The sequence below is a fragment of the Rhodoferax sp. RT4P68 genome (assembly GCF_056521305.1).
Genome location: NZ_JBWMBB010000007.1, coordinates 86,362 through 105,927, shown reverse-complemented (window position 1 = coordinate 105,927; position 19,566 = coordinate 86,362). Strand labels below are relative to the sequence as shown.

The 19,566-nt window shown below is 69.3% G+C and carries 17 protein-coding genes and 1 pseudogene; 7 read left to right on the top strand and 11 right to left on the bottom strand.

Annotated elements, in window-relative coordinates; genetic code table 11:
* The first annotated feature begins 147 nt into the window (after positions 1-147).
* Complete coding sequence (locus AC099J_RS16525; RefSeq protein ID WP_479616367.1) at positions 148-606, top strand: DUF2846 domain-containing protein; 459 nt, start codon at positions 148-150, stop codon at positions 604-606.
* A gap of 129 nt (positions 607-735) precedes the next feature.
* On the opposite strand, the gene AC099J_RS16520 is transcribed toward AC099J_RS16525, so the two are convergent.
* From AC099J_RS16520 to AC099J_RS16505, 4 genes are all read right to left on the bottom strand, one after another.
* Complete coding sequence (locus AC099J_RS16520; RefSeq protein WP_479616366.1) at positions 736-3,342, bottom strand: excinuclease ABC subunit UvrA; 2,607 nt, start codon at positions 3,340-3,342, stop codon at positions 736-738.
* Entirely contained in the window at positions 3,342-3,578 is a 237-nt protein-coding gene (locus tag AC099J_RS16515; RefSeq protein ID WP_479616365.1) for a hypothetical protein, read from the bottom strand. The genes AC099J_RS16520 and AC099J_RS16515 overlap by 1 nt, the downstream gene beginning before the upstream one ends.
* A gap of 120 nt (positions 3,579-3,698) precedes the next feature.
* The gene (locus tag AC099J_RS16510; protein ID WP_479616573.1) at positions 3,699-4,247 is read right to left on the bottom strand and encodes a peroxiredoxin; all 549 of its coding nucleotides are present in this window, start codon (positions 4,245-4,247) and stop codon (positions 3,699-3,701) included.
* A gap of 148 nt (positions 4,248-4,395) precedes the next feature.
* Entirely contained in the window at positions 4,396-4,710 is a 315-nt protein-coding gene (locus tag AC099J_RS16505) for a hypothetical protein (RefSeq protein WP_479616364.1), read from the bottom strand.
* Positions 4,711-4,854: 144 nt separating this feature from the next.
* On the opposite strand from AC099J_RS16505, the gene ku (AC099J_RS16500) reads away from it, so the two are divergent.
* From ku (AC099J_RS16500) to ligD, 3 genes and pseudogenes are all read left to right on the top strand, one after another.
* Positions 4,855-5,760 (top strand): non-homologous end joining protein Ku, encoded by a 906-nt coding sequence (gene ku, locus AC099J_RS16500; protein ID WP_479616363.1) that lies wholly within the window; start codon positions 4,855-4,857, stop codon positions 5,758-5,760.
* A 38-nt stretch (positions 5,761-5,798) separates the two neighbouring features.
* Positions 5,799-6,545 (top strand): annotated as a pseudogene (locus tag AC099J_RS16495) (exodeoxyribonuclease III); the annotation flags it as partial.
* Between the two features lie 153 nt (positions 6,546-6,698).
* Positions 6,699-9,263: a DNA ligase D gene (gene ligD / locus AC099J_RS16490; RefSeq protein WP_479616572.1), complete on the top strand. Its 2,565-nt coding sequence runs from the start codon at positions 6,699-6,701 to the stop codon at positions 9,261-9,263.
* A 57-nt stretch (positions 9,264-9,320) separates the two neighbouring features.
* Here the strand turns inward: ligD and AC099J_RS16485 are convergent, their stop codons facing one another.
* Complete coding sequence (locus AC099J_RS16485; protein ID WP_479616362.1) at positions 9,321-10,181, bottom strand: tetratricopeptide repeat protein; 861 nt, start codon at positions 10,179-10,181, stop codon at positions 9,321-9,323.
* Between the two features lie 20 nt (positions 10,182-10,201).
* Positions 10,202-11,143: a non-homologous end joining protein Ku gene (ku, locus tag AC099J_RS16480; RefSeq protein ID WP_479616361.1), complete on the bottom strand. Its 942-nt coding sequence runs from the start codon at positions 11,141-11,143 to the stop codon at positions 10,202-10,204.
* Positions 11,144-11,472: 329 nt separating this feature from the next.
* Here ku (AC099J_RS16480) and AC099J_RS16475 point away from each other — a divergent pair, with 329 nt between their 5' ends.
* On the top strand, positions 11,473-11,751 hold the full coding sequence (locus AC099J_RS16475; RefSeq protein ID WP_479616360.1) for a hypothetical protein: 279 nt from the start codon (positions 11,473-11,475) through the stop codon (positions 11,749-11,751).
* A 33-nt stretch (positions 11,752-11,784) separates the two neighbouring features.
* Here the strand turns inward: AC099J_RS16475 and AC099J_RS16470 are convergent, their stop codons facing one another.
* From AC099J_RS16470 to AC099J_RS16450, 5 genes are all read right to left on the bottom strand, one after another.
* Positions 11,785-12,006 (bottom strand): hypothetical protein, encoded by a 222-nt coding sequence (locus AC099J_RS16470; RefSeq protein WP_479616359.1) that lies wholly within the window; start codon positions 12,004-12,006, stop codon positions 11,785-11,787.
* A gap of 104 nt (positions 12,007-12,110) precedes the next feature.
* Complete coding sequence (locus tag AC099J_RS16465) at positions 12,111-12,335, bottom strand: toxin-antitoxin system HicB family antitoxin (protein WP_479616358.1); 225 nt, start codon at positions 12,333-12,335, stop codon at positions 12,111-12,113.
* The gene (locus AC099J_RS16460; protein ID WP_479616357.1) at positions 12,332-12,754 is read right to left on the bottom strand and encodes a PIN domain-containing protein; all 423 of its coding nucleotides are present in this window, start codon (positions 12,752-12,754) and stop codon (positions 12,332-12,334) included. Before AC099J_RS16460 ends, AC099J_RS16465 begins: the two co-directional genes overlap by 4 nt.
* 146 nt (positions 12,755-12,900) lie before the next feature.
* Positions 12,901-13,479 (bottom strand): PEP-CTERM sorting domain-containing protein, encoded by a 579-nt coding sequence (locus AC099J_RS16455; RefSeq protein ID WP_479616356.1) that lies wholly within the window; start codon positions 13,477-13,479, stop codon positions 12,901-12,903.
* A 40-nt stretch (positions 13,480-13,519) separates the two neighbouring features.
* Entirely contained in the window at positions 13,520-15,322 is a 1,803-nt protein-coding gene (locus AC099J_RS16450) for a hypothetical protein (RefSeq protein WP_479616355.1), read from the bottom strand.
* 260 nt (positions 15,323-15,582) lie between these two features.
* Here AC099J_RS16450 and AC099J_RS16445 point away from each other — a divergent pair, with 260 nt between their 5' ends.
* Positions 15,583-16,452 (top strand): caspase family protein, encoded by an 870-nt coding sequence (locus AC099J_RS16445; protein WP_479616354.1) that lies wholly within the window; start codon positions 15,583-15,585, stop codon positions 16,450-16,452.
* Positions 16,449-19,487 (top strand): CHAT domain-containing protein, encoded by a 3,039-nt coding sequence (locus tag AC099J_RS16440; protein ID WP_479616353.1) that lies wholly within the window; start codon positions 16,449-16,451, stop codon positions 19,485-19,487. The genes AC099J_RS16445 and AC099J_RS16440 overlap by 4 nt, the downstream gene beginning before the upstream one ends.
* The last annotated feature ends 79 nt before the right edge of the window (positions 19,488-19,566 follow it).

Sequence of the window (19,566 nt, the reverse complement as noted above, 5' to 3'; positions counted from 1 at the left end):
TTCGCGCTGCTCCAGGCGCAGCTACTGAACGTAACAACATGCAGAATCGCCGGCGCTCCCGGCCACGCCCGGAGCCCGGGAGCGGGTCGCGCAGCTGGCCAGTCTCCCGCGCACCCCCGTTCGTCCCCCACCAACAAAGAGATCCCCATGTCCCTGAAGATCACCATCCTTGCCCTGTCTGCCGTGCTGATGACCGGCTGTGCGTCCGTCAACATGGCCAGCAAAGAAGAGTCCGACAAAGCCAAGTCATTCCAGACCCCCAGCAGCGGCAACGCGGGGCTGTACGTCTACCGCAACAGCTTTGCCGGCAAGGCGTTGAAAAAGGATCTGTGGGTCGACGGCAAGTGTCTCGGCGAGAGCGCATCCGATGTGTTCTTCTACACACAGGTCGAAGGGGGCAAGATGCACAAGCTCGAAACCGAATCGGAATTCTCCCCGAATGCCCTGGAGCTGTTCATGGAAGCCGGCAAGAACTACTTTGTGCGGCAGTTCATCAAGCTCGGCGCATTCGTCGGCGGCGCCGATCTGGAGCAGATCACAGAAGAGCAAGGCAAAGCCGACGTGACCAAGCTCGCCATGGCCCAGCCCGGCACTTGCGGCAACTGACCCAGGCGCACGGCGGCCCTACCTGGCCGCCATCCGGCCGGGGGGATGGCGGGTAACTCGCCTTTCGGCAACGCGGTAGCCGCAGCGGCACAGGCCGTGCGCACGCAGCGGCCCGTAGGTCTTGGGCTTTCATCCCCCCAGCGCCAGCGCCAGATAAGGTGCCGACGGCCCCCCGCCCCGCGCCACCTCGGCCGGCGTGCCGCAGGCCACGACGCGCCCACCGGCCTCCCCTGCCCCCGGCCCCAGGTCGATGACCCAATCGCTCTGCGCGGCAACCCGCATGTCGTGCTCGACCAGCACCACGGTCTGGCCGGTGTCGACCAGGCCCTGCAATTGCGCGATCAGCAGCTCGGCATCATCCGGGTGCAACCCTGTCGTCGGCTCGTCCAGCACGTACAGCGTATGGCCGCGCGGCGCGCGCTGCAGCTCGGTCGCCAGCTTGATGCGCTGCGCTTCGCCACCCGACAGTTCCGTGGCCGGCTGGCCCAGCCGCAGGTAGCCCAGGCCGATGTCCATCAACAGCTTGAGCGGGCGCACGATGCCGCTCTGGTCGGCGAAGAACTCCGACGCCTCGGCCACGCTCAGCTGCAGCACCTGCGCGATGCTGCGGCCCTGGTACTGCACCGCCAGCGTGGCGGCGTTGTAGCGCTGGCCCTGGCAGGCGGGGCACGGCGCATACACGCTGGGCATGAACAGCAGCTCGACGCTGACGAAGCCCTCGCCTTCACAGGTCGGGCAGCGCCCCTTGGCGATGTTGAACGAGAAGCGCCCGGCGTCATACCCGCGCTTGCGTGCAGCAGGCGTGGCCGCGAACAGACGGCGCACCGGGTCGAACAAGCCGGTGTAGGTCGCAAGGTTCGATCGCGGCGTGCGGCCGATGGGCTTTTGGTCCACCTGCACCAGGCGCGTGATGGGCCCGTGGCCGCCGACGATGCGCCCGGCCACCAGCCCGGCGGTGGGCTCATCGTGCTCGCCCGGCCCCTCATCGGCATCAGCCACTTCATGCCCCAGCGCCATGCGCACCAGATCGGCCAGGGCCGTGCCGACCAGGCTGGATTTGCCGGCCCCCGACAGACCGGTCACCGTCGTCAGCACACCCAGTGGAAAGCGGGCGCCGATGCCCGCCAGGTTGTTGCAGCGCACGCCCTCCAGTGCCAGCCAGCCCACCGGCGTGCGCGGCGCGCGTGCGGGCACCGGTGCCACGTCGAACAGATGCCGCGCCGTGCGCGACGCCGCAACCTCGCGCAGCCCCTCGGGCGGGCCGCTGTACAACACCTCGCCGCCCTGCTCGCCCGCACCGGGGCCGACATCGACGATCCAGTCGGCGCTGGCGACCATCTCCATGTCGTGCTCCACGAGCAGCACCGAATTGCCCGCCGCCTTCAGCTGCGCCAGCGCCTGCAGCAGCGCGTGTGCGTCGGCCGGGTGCAGGCCGGCGGAGGGCTCGTCCAGCACATAGACCACGCCGAACAGGTTGGACTGGATCTGCGTGGCCAGCCGCAGCCGCTGCAGCTCGCCGGGTGACAAGCTCCCGGTGCTGCGGTCCAGCGGCAGGTAGCCCAGGCCGAGGGCCGCCAGCGCCTGCACGCGCTGCAGCACCTCGTGCGCGATGCGCTGCGCTGCGAGGCGTTTTTCCTCGGACTGGTGGGGGGTGCGCCGCACGTCCGGTGCCGCGGCGTGTGCGGCGCCACCGGCGGCCACACGCCGCGCGGTGTCGCGCTGTGCGGCCGCGCGCGACACGGTGTCGCCGGGCTCGCCGGCACGCTGCGTTCCACCTGCGGCATCGGCCAGCAGGTCGGTCAAGCGCCGCATCGGCAGCGCCATCAGCTCGGCGATGTTCAGGCCCGCAAACCGCACCGAGAGAGCTGCCCGCTGCAGCCGCTGGCCCCCGCACTCGGGGCACGGCGTGGCCTGCATGAAGCGCGCGACGCGCTTCTTCGTCAGCGCGCTCTGCGACGTGGCAAACGTCTGCAGCACGTAGCGCCGCGCGCCGGTGAAGGTGCCCTGGTAGCTTGGCTCCATGCGGCTGCGCCGTGCGGCGCGCGTCTCGGCCGGCGTGAAGCCGGCGTAGACCGGCACCGTGGGATGCTCTTCGGTGAACAGAATCCAGTCGCGTGTCTTCTTCGGCAGATCGCGCCAAGGCGTGTCGACGTCGATGCCCATGCTGACCAGAATGTCACGCAGGTTCTGCCCGCCCCAGGCCGCCGGCCAGGCCGCCACGGCACGCTCGCGGATGGTGAGTGTGTCGTCCGGCACCATCGAGTGCTCGGTCACGTCGAAGACCCGGCCCAGCCCATGGCAGTGCGGGCACGCGCCTGCCGGTGTGTTGGGCGAAAAATCTTCCGCATACAGCATCGGCTGCGCACGCGGGTATTCGCCGGCCCGCGAAAACAGCATGCGCAGCAGCGACGACAGATTGGTCAAGCTGCCGACGGAAGACCTTGCCCCGGGCGTGCCGCGCTGCTGCTGCAGGCCGACCGCCGGCGGCAGCCCCTCGATGGTGTCCACCGCCGGCACGCCTGCCTGCTGGATCAGCCGCCGCGCATAGGGGGCCACCGACTCGAGGTAGCGGCGCTGCGCCTCGGCATACACCGTGCCGAAGGCCAAGGACGATTTACCCGACCCGGAGATGCCGGTGAACGCCACCAGCGCGTCACGCGGGATGTCGACGTCGACGTTCTTCAGGTTGTGCTCGCGCGCCCCGCGCACCTGCACGAAGCCAGGCCGCTGGCCCATCAAGGCTGCGGTGCAGGCTTGGCCGGATCGACGCCGCGAATCTCACGCTCGGTCAATGCCTCGGCCTCTGGCGTGGCCTCGCGCACCATGCCGTACATGCTGTGCTCGGCGCCCGGCTTGCCCAGGATGGCGCCGGTGCGGCTGACCTGCACTTCGTCCGGCGCCTGGTCGGGCGAGGGGTCCGGTGCCGGTTCGTTGTCGTGTTGCGGAAATTGCCGATGCAGTGGTTGCGCCATGTCGTGCTCCCGAAATGTCAAAACCTGAGTCTGGCGCTGCGGGTCACGCACGACGGGTAGGACAGCCGCGCCATTCGGCTTCGGAAGACACGCGGCCGTGCAACTCAGCGGCCGTGCAACTCAGCGCGCGGGCGGCTTGCTCAGGCGCTCGACGGCGCCCAACGTGTTGACCACATGCGCCTCAGGATCCGAGCCCTGGTGGACGAACGCGACCTTGCCGTCCTTGCCGATCACGTAAGAGATGCGGTCGGCCATGTCGGTGCCCCAGCCGAACTGAGCGTCGTAGGCCCGGATGATCCGCGACTTGGCATCCGCCGCCACGGCAAACTTGTTGCGACACGCCTCGACCGAGAAGCGCTTGAGGGTGTCGATGTCATCGTTCGACACGCCGACCACTGTGGCACCCAGCGCGGCGAAGCGCTCGCTCGCCTCGGCGAACTGGTTCGCCTCGACCGTGCAGCCCGAGGTGAACGCCTTGGGGAAGAAATACAGCACCACCGGGCCGCGCGCCAGTGCTTCGGACAGTTGGAACTGGAACGACTTGCCACCCAGCGCGGCCTCGGTGCTGAAGGCCGGCGCTGCGGTGCCAGGCTTCAATGTGGCGTGCGCAGCTGCGATCGGCAACACCAGGGCGGCGAGCACGGCGGCCAGGCGAATGGGGGTGGTCAGGGTCACGACAAGCCTTCTGGATGACGGGGCGGCCAGTGTGCCACCCGGGCGCGTCGGGCGCAGCGGGGCACACGCCGCGTGGTCCATGCTGGCCGCAACCGGGATTGGCCAACCGGGCGGGTCGTCGGGGTGCGTACCGCACCCGCCTTCACCGCGCTGGGCCGAATCCGAAATGCGACTTTTTGCCCGCTGGCGCCCCGTCTGCCGGCGACTTCGATGGCGCATCGTCCTCTTGCGCTGCATCGGCGACGGCGGCCGCCGCGCGCGGCCCCTGCTCCAGGTCCTCCACCATGGCCTGCAGTGCGAGGAGCCCCTCGGCCATGGCCTCGTGGTAGCGGCCCGCCAGGGTGCGGGCCTTGTCCAGTGGACGCCAATCGGTGCCCCTGCGCTCGGTCAACACCCAGGCGTACTGTCCCGGCTTCGGTTCTTCGACATGGACGGCGATGTGGCGCAGGGTGCTCATGGCGCAAGGCTAGCGGCTTGCATGCGCGGCGCCGCTGGATGTGGCTGCGTGCCTACGGAATGCGCCCGGCTTGGCCTACGCGCTTTCGGCCAAAGTCGACCAGACTCGCCCTGGCGGGGGTGTCCCGTCAACACGGAGCACAGCATGGCAACAGGCAGCCGCACCCTCTGGAAGGGTGCCATCACCTTCGGTCTCGTCCACATCCCGGTGGGGCTCCACACCGCCGCCACCTCGGAAGGCATCGACTTCGACTGGCTCGACAAGCGCACCATGGACCCGGTGGGCTACAAGCGCATCAACAAGCGCACCGGCAAAGAGATCACCAAGGAAAACATCGTCAAAGGCGTGCAGTACGAAGACGGCAAGTACGTCGTCATCAGCCCCGAAGAGATCGAGGCGGTGTTCCCCAAGACGACGCAGACCATCGAGATCGAGCGCTTCATCGATGCGGCGGAGATGCCGTTCATCTTCCTGGAGCGGCCCTACTACGTCGCGCCCATCAGCAAGAGCGACAAGGTCTACGCCCTGCTGCGCGAGACGCTGGTCGACACCGGCAAGATCGCGCTGGCCAAGGTGGTGATTGCGACCAAGCAGCACCTGGCGGCGCTGGTGCCCTCTGGCCCCGCGCTGGTGTTGAACCTGCTGCGCTGGGGCGATGAGGTCAAGACCCTGGATTCACTGGAGCTGCCCGCCGCCGGGCGCAAGGGCGTCAGCGCGGCCGAGCTCAAGATGGCAAAGCAGTTGGTGAGCGAGATGACGGGCGCATGGAACCCGGAAGACTTCAAGGACGAGTTCCGCCTGCAGGTGATGAAGCTGGTCGACAAGAAGGTGAAGGCCGGCGACACAGAGACCGTGTTGCAGCCGGAAGAAGAAGCGCCCGCCAGCGCGAACGTGCTCGACCTCACCGCGCTGCTGCAGCGCAGCCTGAAGGGTGGCGCGAAGGCAGATGCCAAGTCCGCACCCAAGACGGCGGCCAAAAGAGCACCCGCAAAGAAGGCTGCTGCCAAGAAGCCCCCAGCCAAGAGCACGCCGCAAAGGAAAGCGGCATGACCCGCAGGCACATCTGAAGGGCACGCAGCAGGCAAGACGTGCGCGTTGCGACCTGGAACATCAACAACGTCGTCAAGCGGCTCGACCGGCTGCTCGACTGGCTGGATCGCACCAGGCCCGATGTCGTCGCGCTGCAGGAACTGAAGGCGCGCACGGCTGACTTTCCGGCGCAGGCGCTGGCGGCAGCCGGCTACCAGAGCCTGGTTGTCGGCCAGCGCACCTGGAACGGCGTGGCCTTGCTGGCACGTGGCCACGAGCCACTGCCGGTGGCCACCGCGCTGCCGGGCGACGCGCAGGACAAGGAAGCGCGCTACGTCGAGGCGGCCATCAACGGCGTGCTGTTCGCCTGCCTGTACCTGCCCAACGGCAACCCGCAGCCCGGCCCCAAGTTCGACTACAAGCTGCGCTGGTTCGAGCGCCTGCGCCAGCGTGCCGCAGAGCTGTGGGCATCGGGCAACCCCGTCGTGCTGATGGGCGACTGGAACGTGGTGCCCACGGATGCCGACATCTACAAACCCGACACCTGGCGCGACGACGCGCTGCTGCAGCCAGAGACGCGCGCCGCGTTCGCGGCCATCCTGCAGCAGGGGTGGACGGACGCCCTGGAGACGGCGCATCCGCTGGGTAAGCAATTCACCTTCTGGGACTACCGGCGCAAACGCTGGGAGCGCAATGCCGGCCTGCGGATCGACCACATCCTCTTGAGCAAGGTGCTTCAAGTCGTCGATGCCGGCGTGGACCGCGAAGAACGAGGCCGCGAGAACGCGAGCGACCACGCGCCGGTGTGGGCCGAGATCCAGCCGGCCACGGCCACGGGCCGACGCGCACCCGCCAAGCCCAGGCAGGCGACGGCGTCCAAAGCGGTCACAGCGTCCAGAGCCTCCAAGGGGGCCGGGGCGCTGCAGCCGTCCGAAGCGCCCGCCGCAGATGCCGACGCTCTGCCCGGCGAGCAGGCCGGCGCGCCGCTCACGCGCTACAACGCCAAGCGCAACTTCACCAAGACGGCCGAGCCCGCCGGCGTGCTCGCAGACAAGCGCGCCGCCGAAGCGGCCGGCGCGCCCGAGCCACTGCTGTTCGTCGTCCAGAAGCACTGGGCGTCGCGCCTCCACTACGACTTTCGGCTTGAACTGGACGGCGTGATGCTCAGCTGGGCCGTGCCGAAAGGCCCATCCTTCGACCCGGCAGCCAAGCAGATGGCCATCCACGTCGAGGACCACCCGGTCAGCTACAACGCATTCGAAGGCACGATTCCGAAGAAGGAATACGGCGGCGGCACCGTCATCGTCTGGGACCGTGGCACGTGGGAGCCGGTGGGCGACCCACGCGACGGCCTGGCCAAAGGCAAGGTGCTGTTCAAGCTCCACGGCCAAAAGCTCGCCGGCCTGTGGGAGCTGGTGCGCATCTCCAAGCCCGGGCAGAAGAAGCAGGACCAATGGCTGCTGTTCAAGAAGCGCGGCGACGCCTGGGCGCGGCCGGGCACCGAGTACGACGTCATCACCGCACTGCCCGACAGCGTCATCGACAAGCCGCTGGGCCTGGTAGAAGAGCGTGAGCCGCGGGAAACCGCCCGGCCCGCGCGCGCGGCGCAGGCCGACATGGCCAGCGTGCTGGCGAGCGCGAAGAAGGCCGCCCTCCCCGCGAAGCTTGCACCGCAGCTGGCAACGCTGGTGTCTGCCGTGCCGTCGGGGGACTGGGTCGTCGAGACCAAGCTGGACGGCTACCGCATGCTGGTGCGCATCCAGCGCGGCGCCGTGCAGCTGTTCACGCGCAATGGCCACGACTGGACGGCCAAGCTGCAGCCCGTGGCAGATGCTGTCACAGCGCTCGGCCTGGCCAGCGCCTGGCTGGACACCGAGATCGTGGTGCTGAACGATGCCGGCGTCCCCGACTTCAACCGGCTGCAGAACGCCATCGACAGCGCGCGCGCAACCGACATCGTGATGTTCGTTTTCGACGTGCCGTTCCTCGATGGCAGGGACCTGCGCGCCGTTGCGCTGCGCGATCGCCGGGCCGTCCTGCAGCAACTGCTGGACGGCCGCGAAAGCGAAACCGTGCGCTTCAACCAATCGTTCGACGCCGTGCCTTCGGCCATGCTGAGCGCGGCCTGCCAGCTGGGGCTGGAGGGCGTCATGGTCAAGCGCGCGGACGCGCCCTACGTCTCCGGCCGCACCGACACCTGGATGAAGCTCAAATGCCAGCATCGGCAGGAGTTCGTGGTGGTGGGCTTCACCGACCGATCAGGCGCGGGCAAGGAGGTGGGCGGGCTGCTGCTCGGCTACCACGAGGGTGGCACGCTGCGGTTCGCAGGCTCTGTGGGCACGGGCTGGGGCGCCACCACCGGGCGGCAGTTGCACGACATGCTGACCGCGCTGGAGGTGGCCGAGCCTGCAGTCGACCCTGCAAACGCCAAGCCCGGCCGCTGGTCCAAACGCGCTGCCGGGTCTGAGCGCTGGGTGCAGCCCACGGTGGTGGTCGAAGTCGCATTCGCCGAATGGACACCCGACCGGCGCGTGCGGCACGCCGTCTTTCGCGGCGTGCGCACCGACAAGCCGGCCACGCAGATCGTGCGCGAGCGCGCCACGGCGCCGGCGGGCGCCCCCAGCCGCGCGACAGCCAAGCCCAACGCCGTGCCCAGCGCCGTCAAGATCACGCACCCCGAGCGCGTCATCGACCCTTCCACGGGCCTGCGCAAGATCGACCTCGTGCGCTACTACGAGAGCGTTGCCGAGTGGATGCTGCCCCATCTGCGCAACCGGCCGGTCTCGCTGGTGCGCGCGCCCACCGGCATCACCGGCGAGCTGTTCTACCAGAAGCACCAGGAGACGAAGATGCCGGGCGTGAAAGAGCTGGACGCAGCGTTGTGGCCCGGCCATACCGCGCTGCTGGCCATCGACTCGGCACAGGCCCTGCTCTCCGCCGCGCAGCTGAACGTGGTCGAGTTCCACACCTGGAACTCGGTGGCGGCGCGCATCGACCAGCCTGACCGGTTCATCCTGGACCTCGACCCTGGTGAAGGCGTGACCTGGCCGATGCTGCAGGAGGCCGCCGTGCTGACGCGCGCGATGCTCACCGAGCTGGGCCTGGACAGCTGGCTCAAGACCAGCGGCGGCAAGGGCCTGCATGTGGTGGTGCCGCTCACGCCCAGGCTCGGCTACGAGGAGGTGAAGGCGTTCTCGCAGGCGGTGGTGCGGCACATGGCCAAGGTGATTCCGTCACGCTTCGTCGCGGTCATGGGCGGCGGCAACCGGGTAGGGAAGATCTTCATCGACTACCTGCGCAACGGCCATGGCCAGACGACGGCCTGCGCGTTCTCGGCCCGCTCGCGGCCGGGGCTTGGTGTCTCGATGCCCGTGGGCTGGGAGCAGCTGGCCGAACTCAAAGGCGGTGCGCATTGGACGGTTGCGACCGCCCGCGAGTACCTGAGTTTCCAGAAGGCCGACCCTTGGGCCAGCTACTGGAAGAAGCGGCAGTCGCTCGCCAAGGCCATCCAGCTGTTGAAGTGACCGACCGCCGCCGCCGGGCCCATGCGCACCGCAAGCCTGGCGCGCAGCCGGTCGTCATCATTCATCGGCCGGACGCTGGAGGCGCCGGTAGGCGTTCCAGTGGCGCAGCGCGCCCTGCACATCACCCTGCGCGCGCAGCAGGCGGCCGAGGTTGAAATGCGCATCGGCCAGCTCAGCGTCCAGAGCCAGTGCGGCGCTGTAGCTGGCGCAGGCGGCTTGGGGTCGGCCTGTGTCCTCCAGCGCGATGCCGAGGTTGAAGTGCAGCAGGGCGTCGCCTTCGCCGTGCTGCAAGGCGGCCTCGAAGACGGCCACGGCTGCATCGCTGGCGCCGTCTTCGCACAGCATCGCGCCCAGGCGCAGGGAAGCCTCGTGCAACGTGCCGTCCAGCGCCAGCGCCTGGCGGTAGGCGGCGATGGCTGCTAGCCGGTCGACGTCTTCAAGAAGCTCTCCGCGCGCGCAATGCGCCTTTGCCGTGCAGCCTGCCACGGCAGCGTCAGGGCTTGGCACGGCGGCCGCGCTCATCGGCGCCACCGTGGCTGCCTCGTTCGCCGGCGCGTCGAAGTCCATCACCCACTGGCCTGTCACCGCATCGCGGGGCTTTCCGCCGGCGCGCACCACGACGTTGGAGCCCTCTGCGCCGAGGCGAAGCCCCGTCAGGGGCAAGGTGGGCGCCAGCTCTTCACGCAGGGCGGCCAGCGCTTGCAGAATCCTGCGCGGCGGCACGCGGGCACTTTGAAGCCCGACAGCGGTGCGCAGCAGCACCAGATCCTGGAAGGTGAACCGCATCTGGTTGCGGGGGCCCCGCTGCGGTGTGACGAAGCGCTGGGCGATCAGCCCGTGCACGACACGCCGCGACAGCCCCAGGGTCTGCTGGACGCGGCGCAGCGACCAGACGCCGGGCATCACCGTGGCGGCCACGGGCGGGCTCCCGCGCAGGCTCACTTGCGGGCGCGCGTGCGGGGTGCGGGCGCGGCGGCGGGCGCGGCTGCGGACGCCGCACTCCTGGCTGGCCGTTTGACGCTCTTGCGCTCCTTCGCGTCGGCCATGGCCGTCACATTCGGCGCGGGCGCAGGCGCGGCTGGCGTCCTGGCGGGCGCCTTGCGTTTGCCCAGGCTGGCCTGCAGAGCCGCCATCAGGTCGATGACCTGGCCGCCAGGTGCAGCGTCTTCTGGATGCGCCGACGCCACGATCTGCTTGCCTGCAATCTTCTCGTCGATGGCGGCCAGCACCCGCTGCTTCTCGTCGTCGTTGAACCGGGTGGGGTCGTAGGTGTCCTCGGCGATCTGCTCGATGAGCTGCAGCGCCAGCTGAAGCTCGCTGGCCGATACCTCGGCCTTTTCGATGCCCAGGGCGCTGGGCATGCGCACCTCGTCCGCGTACCGCAGCTGCTGCAGCACCAGGCCCTCTTCCGACGGCCGGATCTGCACGACGTACTGTTTGGCCTTCCACGCCCACTTGGCCAGGGCACACCGGCCGCTCTTGCGCATGGCGGCCATGAGCAGCTGGTAGGGCTTGCCGCCACGCTTGTCCGGCGCAAGCAGATAGGCCTTGTCGTAGTACAGCGGATCGACGGACTTCTCGGGGATGAACGAGACGATCTCCACCACATGGCTGCTGGCTTCCTCCAACGCCTTCAACTCGTCGGCGCTGAAGAGCACGAAATGGTCCTTCTCGATCTCGTAGCCCTTGACCATCTCCGCACGCGAAACCACCTGCTGGGTCTTCTCGGAGACGTACTGTTGCTTGAGCCGACCGCCGCTCTGGTCCAGCAGGTTGAAACGAACGGCCGAGCCGGACTCGGTCGCTGAATACAGGCGGACCGGGATGTTGACGAGCCCAAAGCTGAGCGTCAACGTAGCGATGGAACGGGCGGTGGCCATGGTGTCTCCAGCGGGCTGAGGTGCCACCACACTAGCCGGCCGGCAGGTGATGTCAAGACGCGCCCCTGCACCGCCGCGCTGTAGGACAGCGCCGCAGCCGTGTGGTGCCCGATGCGCTGTCAACGTGCGCTGGGCATCGAGGGTGCGCGGCGTAGCGCATTGCCTGACGCCACGAACTGCGAAACCCTTTCAGGGTGTCCACGGTGTCGCGCCCAAGCTTGACTTGTTCGGGTGCCTGTGCATCCGTGCAGTGCGATGCGGCCCCCAGCCGAATGGGTGCGGTGTGGCACTGGTGCTCCCACCGTTCACCCCCAACCCGGGCCGACCCCATGAACCGAGAAGACCTGCACGCTTTGAGGGAGATCGCACTCGCGCTGACCTCCACACGCGCCGAGGTGAGTGGACTGCGGGTGGTCTTGATCACCGCCGTCGCCACCATCCACGGCGACGAGAAGCTGTGCGCGAGATTTGCCAGCACGCTGCGCATCGCCCGTGAAGCGGAGCATTCCTACTGCCTGTCGTCTCCGATGTCGGACGAGGAGATGCAGCAGCGGCTCGACTGGATCGATCGCCTCACGCCCCACGCACTGCACGAGGTGGTGGCGTAGGCTGCTCGGCGGCAAGACCGATGCGGCTCGTGCCTACGACCCCCTGAGGAAACGGTCGGACGGGGACATCGTCACGCTGGGAGCCACCACGCTCACCTCTCGCGGGCGACGTCGACCGGTTGCTCTGGTCGTAGTTGCCGGTTCAGGGCGCTGCATGGCCGCCATGCGTGCGGCTTCGCCGCGCAGGCGGGAGGCGACGAACTCGGCGATGGGCACGATGTTGCCGCGTGCGCTGGCCTCGTCCAGCGCGTCCATGTACTCGCTGCGGCGGTCCAGCTCGATGACCGTCCACGGATGGCCGCGCCACGTTCCGGCTGTGAGCCCGGCTGCGGCTGCGAATCGGCCGCAACCATCTCGCATCACGGTGCGGGCCGAGCCGCCTTCTCCAACAACGCCAGGCCGCGCGTCTGCTGCCCCGCGCCGCGCATCGCTCTCAACTGAAAGCGCGTCTCGGCATCGAACTCCGCCAGCATCAAAGTGGCCATCTCATCGATGAGCTTGTTGACGCTCATCTTGCGATGCTGCGACAGCGCTTTGAGCCGCTCGTACTTGTCGTCGGGAAGGCGGATGGTGAGGGCACTCATGGCGCAGACTCCTTCAAGAATCGTTCGGGCGATCGCACGTGGATGAACGGGAAGCGCAGCTCCGCCCGGGCGAAGTCGCGCAGATTGCGTGTGACGATGCAGTGGGCGTTGCCTGCCACAGCCAGCTCCATCACATGGTTGTCGCCTTCGTCCGGCAGGTTCGGCCGCCACGCGTAGTAGATGCGCGTCCAGCGACAAGACGCCATGAAGATGTCCAGCAATTCGCCGCGCTCCTGCGGGCTGAGCCGGCAAGAGGCAAACAACTGCGAACGGCCCAAGACATCTTCGTACTCACTGAACAAGGCGGCGCCCATCAACGGTACGTGGACGCCGCGCAGGCAATCGGCCACCAACCGAGCCGCGGCGCCGACACCCATGCAGGCGCCGACGAACACATTGGTGTCCACGACGATGATCATGCGCCATGCTACTACTGGTGGCACCAATGCCACCACAAGCGCTCTCAATCGTTAGACGCTTTGCGAACCAACCAGATAAGCATGCCCCATAAAGTTCGACGCGCGAGAGCTTTGGCCGTGGTCCGATAAGCCCTGAGGGGCGCCACCTAGCGGAACGCGGTTGTCGCCTCGGCGAACCGCCGGCGGCTCAGGCCCAGCGCCGCGATGGCCACACCCCACAGCAGCAGGCTGGCAGGCTCGGGCACCACCACCGGCAGCTTGAGCCCTTGTGCATCGTCTATGCGCAGGTCGCCGACAAAGCCCAGCCCGGCGTTGCCGCTGAACACGGCATCGAAGTAAATGGTGGCCAGCACGAAGGCGTCCGGCTGCAGGGCGTCCAGATCGGCGCTGCTGAGCAGGGAGGTGGATGCGAAGTTCACCCAGCTCGGCAGGCCCAGGTCAAAGCCGGTCAGGGCGTCCACCCCGGGCTCGCCCAGGCCAGAGCCGAACACCACGCCGGTTGCGCTCAGGGTGACCGGGTTGAAGGCCAGGTTCAGATCGAAGGCGCCCACCGAGGGTGCGCTGCCGACCCCCAGGCCCTGCACGATCACCTCGACGGCCAGCTGGTCACCGGCCAGCACCTGGTCGGCGCCCTGCCCCAGGCGCAACTGCACCGGCCCAGCGGCCAGCGGCAGGCTCAGCCAGCCAACCCACAGCAACAGCAACAGTCTTGTGGCGAACGTCATGTCGATCTCCCAGGTCATCTGCGCTGCGCGGCGGCCCGTGTCAGCGCGGGGTGCATGAAGGCGCGCTGCAGGACAACACGCAGACCCGCGCATCGTTCACCGTCACCAGGCCATCGCCGTCGACATCGCGCCAGTCGGCCTGCGGTGCGGGGATGCCACGGCCGGAAAAGATCAGGTCGATGTCGCGCCGGTCGACCTGGCCGTCGCCGGTGATGTCGCAGCGCGCACGCGGCGCCAGCGTGAAGCTGCCGCTCCAGGTGCAGCGGTTGAAGCGGCCGGCCAGCAGGCCCTCGGCCAGGCCGCTCCAGTTGCCGGTGATGCGATCTTGCAGCAGCGTGCCTTCGAAGGCGTTGATCGCCGGCCCCATGCCGGGCGACAGGCCATGCCCCATCACCGCAAAGCGGGCCAGGCTGCCGGCCAACGTGCCGTTGAGGGCAAAGCTGTGGCCCTGGCTGTCGGTGCCCACGCTGAACAGCGTGCCACCGGCGAGGTCCAGCGCCACTGGGGCATGCACTGCGGTGGCCAGCGCGGTCTCGCCACCTTGCAGGCATGAGGTTGATGTCAGTCTGGCCACCAGCACCCGGTTGCCGTCCCGACCCGGCAGTTGGGCCAGCACCTTGCGGTCGATGCGGATGGCCTTGATCAGCTCTTCCAGCTTCTTGATCACCTCGTCGGCCTTGCGCTTCTTCTCGGCCTCGCTGTCGGTGTCCTTGGGCTTCAAGGGGTCGTAGATGTCGCGCTGAGTCTTGATCTGGGCCTCGGTCTGCATGGCCGGCTGCAGGCCCGCCCGGGTGGGGTCGTTGTCGCTCAGCACCGCCACCGTGATGGCCGAGCCCTTGGCCAGGATGGGCAGCAACTGCTGCCACAGCGCGGCGTTGGTCAGCTTCAGTTCGACGGCGATGCGGGCGAACTTGGCCCAGCGGATGTGGGCGATCGACGCATCCGGGCCGCGTTCGACGATCTTCCCGGGCGGTGGTGGCTGGGTGGCGATGCGCCGGATCGCCGCGTCGAAATCGGCCACCAGCTTGAAGTTGTTGAACAGCTCGGTGGCGGCCTGGTATTTGGCAAAGTCGATGGGGTCGCCGAAGAAGCGCTTGAGCAGTGCCTCCTGCACGTCCGAGTTGCGCTGAAAGGCCGCCTTGTTGTCGGTCATGGATTGGGCAAGGGCCGCCCGCTCGGCCGCGGTGGGCGCGCCGCCAGCGGCCTGCTTGGTCTCGATGTCGATGTCGAGTTTGATCGTGCGCATGATGGCGAGGACATCGTCCTTCTGCTGCTGCAGAGCGGCCTTTTTGGCCGGGTCTGCCTCGGCCGCGATGAGGGCAGTCAGGATGGGCGGGTAGAAGGCTTCGTCCAGCGCGTCGAAATAGCCTTTGGCGTCGGTGGCGGTGTCCAGGGCCACGACCGCCGGGGGTGCCGCACCGGCCACCGGGGCCGCCGTTGGCTCGCTGAAAGCCGCGATGGCTGAGCCGGTGACCAGGCTCAGTCTTTCGGTGGCCTCCAGCTGCATCGGACCGCCTTCGCGCGAACTGAAGCGCAGCTGGTACCGGCCGGCACCGACGTGGGGCACGCTCAGGTGCAAGACCTCGTGGGCCAGCGAGTGCATGAACATCGGCGGGCTGATGTCCAGCACCACATCGCCCGTGGTCACCGGCAGGCCCTGCGCATCGCGCAGCGTGACCAACACGGACACGGTCTCGACCCCGTTGACCAGCTGTGGCGTGCTGAGCTGCAGCTGCAGGGTGCTGGCCACAGCCAGCGCGTCGGACGGCGACAGGCTCAGAAGGCCCGCAAGCAGCACGCCCCAGGCACCCGAACGGCGCCGCACCCCAGCCCGAGAAGCCATGATGCCCTCCAGACATGAAGCCGCCCCCGCAGCCGACCGGCGTGGATGCAAGGTGACGACCCGGCCACCGGGCTGCTGCGTGCCCGGCAGCGCTGTGGTGCCGGTGGGTCGAATCTGAATCAGTCTAGTTCTGTGCCGGGACGCTTTCAAGGCGGACTGCGCGCCGTGGTCAGGTGACAAACCCACCCACCGCATCCCCACAACTCTGGATGCCAAACGCCCCCCACAAGCGCAAGATCCCACGCCTGGAGGGCAGCACCATGGCACGCCACGCACTGTGCATCGGCATCAACGACTACCCCGGCACCGGCATGGACCTGGGCGGCTGCGTCAACGACGCGCTGGACTGGTCGGGTGAACTGCGGGAACGCGGCTTCACCGTCACCACGCTGCTGGACGCGCAGGCGACGCGCGACGCCCTGCTGGCCGCCATGGCCGCGCTGATCGACAGCGCGCAGCCGGGCGACATCGCGGTGATGACCTTCTCGGGCCACGGCACCTTTGTTGACGACACCGGCAGCAACGACGACAAGCCCGGCGCGAGCCCCCGCCCCGACGAAGCAGACGGCTATGACGAAGCCCTGTGCCCCCACGACGTGCAGGAGACCGGCCTGCCCATCACCGATGACGAGATCCACGCGCTGTTCCTGCGTCGCCGGCCGGGCGCGCGCATCGTGCTGATCGCCGACAGCTGCCACAGCGGCACGGTCAAGCGGGCAGCAGGTGGCGCACGGCCGCGCTTCCTCAAGCCCAGCCTGTGGCGGCGCCGTGGTGCGGACGGCGGCGACCTGCCCGATGCGGCCGAACGCGACCGACGCCCCGAGCCACCGCCCGAGCGCCCTCGCCTGCCCGCGCTGGCTGCGGCGCTGGCGCACGATGAGCTGGACGACGTGCTGCTGGCCGGCTGCATGGAGGGCCACCGCAACTTCAGCTACGACGCGGTGATCGGGGACCGGGCCAACGGCGCCTTCACCCACCACGCGCTGCGCACCTTGCGCGCGCTGCCGCCGGGCGCCACCTATGCGGACTGGCATGCGGCCATCAGCGGCGTGCTGCCCTCGCGCGACTTTCCGCAGACGCCGCAGTTGGTGGCCACCGAGCAGGCGCGCCAGCGCGCCGTCTTCCAATGACACCGGCACTGCAGGTGCATGTGGTCCACGGCGGGCTGGACTACGCGCGCTTTCCGCTGCTGGTCGGCCACCACCTGCACGAGGGGCTGTCCGGCACCGGACGGCGTGTGGACGCCAAGCTGGGCGGGCAGCTGCAGTGCTCAATCGACCTCAAGCTGTTCGTCGGTGCGTTGCGCACGGCCCAGTACCTGCGGCCGAACAACCACGACGACACGGCACCCTCCTACGCGGGCGCCGTGGTGCTGGGCCTGGGCGCGATCGGCGAGCTGACGCCCGGCAACCTGGCCGAGACCGTGACGCGCGGCGTGCTGCGCTACGCGTTCGAGCATGTGCACCGCGACCCCTTCGCCGCGCCCCAGGGCGAGCCCTGTGCGCTGCGCCTGTCCAGCGTGCTGCTGGGCACGCAGTTGCACGCGCTCATGACCGGCGACGCAGTGGCCGCGCTGCTGCAGGGCGTGTGGCGCGCGGCGCAGCTGCTGGCGCGTGTCAGCGACGCGGGTCGCCAGGCGCACCTGGTGGAGCTGGAGATCATCGAGATCGACGAGGCCAAGGCGCTGGACGCCGCCTACGAGCTGCAGCGCCTGCTGCGCCGCCCCGAGTGGAAGGACCGCTACCACTGGCGCAGCGGCGTGATCGAGACGCGCGAAGGCTGCACCAGCGGCTACCGCCGGCAAGTAGGCCCCTCGACCTGGCAGCGCCTGATCGTGCGGCAGGAGCCCGATGGCGGGCTGAGCTTCGTGCTGATCGGCGGCCAGGCGCGTGTGGAGGCGACGCAGGTGCAGTCCGACGTGGCCAGCCTGCGCCACCTGATCGACCGCATCAGCGATGACACTGCCGCGCCGGGCGACGCCATCCAGCGCGGCAGCGACCCGCTGCTGGGCTCGGTGCTGTTCCAGCTGCTGCTGCCGCACGCACTGCAGGCCCGCATGACCAACCTGGACAACACCGTGCTGGTGGTGGACGACGCCTCTGCCGCCTACCCTTGGGAACTGCTGGTGCCCCCGGCCTCGCTGATGGACGAGGGCGACGCCACGCGCCCGATCGCCGTGCAGGCCGGCTTCGTGCGCCAGCGCGCCAGCAGCGACTTTCGCCAGCTGCCACGGCTGCACACCGGCCTGAACGCGCTGGTGATCGGTGCGCCCAACACCGAGGGCTGGGTCGACAGCGCAGGCCGGCCGGTTGCGTTCAACGACCTGGCCGGTGCCCGCACCGAGGCGCAGGCGGTGCACGCCAAGCTGAAGGCCCAAGGCTGGTCCGTGGAGCCGTGGATCAGCCCCGACCCGGCCAGCAAGCCGGCCGCCAACCACCCGCGCCGCGTCACCTTCGAGCAGGTGCGCGTGGCGCTGCTGAAGGCGCCCTGCCGCGTGCTGCACCTGTGCGGCCACGGCGTGGTGGACCAATGGATGCGGCGCACTGGCAGCGGCAGCGATGCGCGCGATCTGCATAAGACGGGCGTGGTGCTGTCCAACCAGGAACTGCTGGGCGCGGTGGATGTGGAGTCGATGAGCCTGGCGCCCGAGTTCGTGTTCCTCAACTGCTGCTATTCGGGCCGCGAGGGCGCGGGCCTGACCAGTGGCCGGGGCCAGCGCGCCGCACTGGCGGCCAGCCTGGCGCTGAAGTTCATCGACATGGGCAGTCGCGCCGTGATCGCCACCGGCTGGCAGATCGACGACGACGCCGCGCTGGCCTTCGCCGAGCACTTCTACGATTCGCTGCTGCAGGGCCGGCCGTTCGGCGAAGCCGTGCGCATGGCCCGGCGCCACCTGTACGAGGCCCCTGGCAGCGCCGGCGGCCGGGCGGAGCACAACACCTGGGGCGCCTTCCAGTGCTATGGCGATCCGCAGTGGCGGCTGAACGCAGGCGGCGGCCCAGCCCGTGGCACGGCCTGCCTGCGTGACGCCGAGATCACCGTCAGCCCGGGCGAGCTGGCGGCGCGCGTGGCCCAGGTGCAGGCCATTGCCGGCGACGAGCCGCCCGACATCGTCACGGCGCAGCTGGACCGCCTGCTGGACGCTCTGCAGGGCGACCCGCACCGGCAGGCGTGGCTGAACGACTCGCGCGTGGCGACCGAAGCGGGGCTGGCCTACCGCGCGCTTGGCGAGCACGAGAAGGCAGCCGCACTGCTGCAGCGCGCAGCGCGCGGCATCGGCTCGCAAATGCGCATCGGCGACATCGACACGCTGGTCGACTCGCTGGTGCGCGTGGGGGGCACCAGCGCCGCCCCGGCCACCCGCGCGGCCCAGGAGCTGCTGCAGCAGCTCGATGAACTGGGCGCCAGCGACGAGGCCCGCTGGCCACTGCCGGCCGACCTGGACGCACCGGGCCCGACCTGCCGGTCCGAGCGCGACGCGCTGCGCGGCGCCATGGCGCTGCGCGCGGCCCACGCGCAGGTGGTGGCGCAGCCCGAGACGGCGCAGCCGGACGCCGCGGTCGCCGATCTGCTGGCGCAGGCCGCGCGGCACTACGCCGCCGCCTATTGCGCCAAGCAGGCCGAGGCCGATGCACTGGACCGACGCGCCCACGCGCTGTCGGGCGCACTGCTGGCCGCGGCACTGCTGGCGCTGCTCGACAGCACCACCCCGGGGGCCGGGCCGGCCGGCGCGGTGGCCGCCCTGCAGCCGCCCGGTGACCATCGCGAAGCCTGGCCGCAGACGCCCGCGCAGTGGCGCGCGGCGGCCAAGGATCTGCTGGAGCAGCTGGTCGAAGACTCCGGCCAGCGCGCCACGTTCTGGCAGCACGCCAAGGCCATCGAGCTGCGCACCGCTGCCGGCCTGTACGCGCACGCCATGCGCGATGACGACTACCGCGTCGAACATGTCGAGCAGGACATGGACAGCGTGCGCCGCGAGATCGGCCGGCTGATGCACCTGTGGCCCTCGCCGCTGCAGCTGGAAGGCACCTGCTTTCGCTTCCAGCTGATCCACAAAGTCGTGCGCCGCATCTGGCGCGACGACACCATGGCGGCCGAGGTCGATGCGCTGGCGCGGCAGGCGCTGGAGCTGCTGAAGGAGCCGACGCGGCGCGAGATCGGTTAGGCGGCTGTCGGGCTTGCGCACGGCCCCGCGCCGCTTCCTTGTAGCTGCCATGCAAGGCGCGGGCGACGCCGTGTGGCAT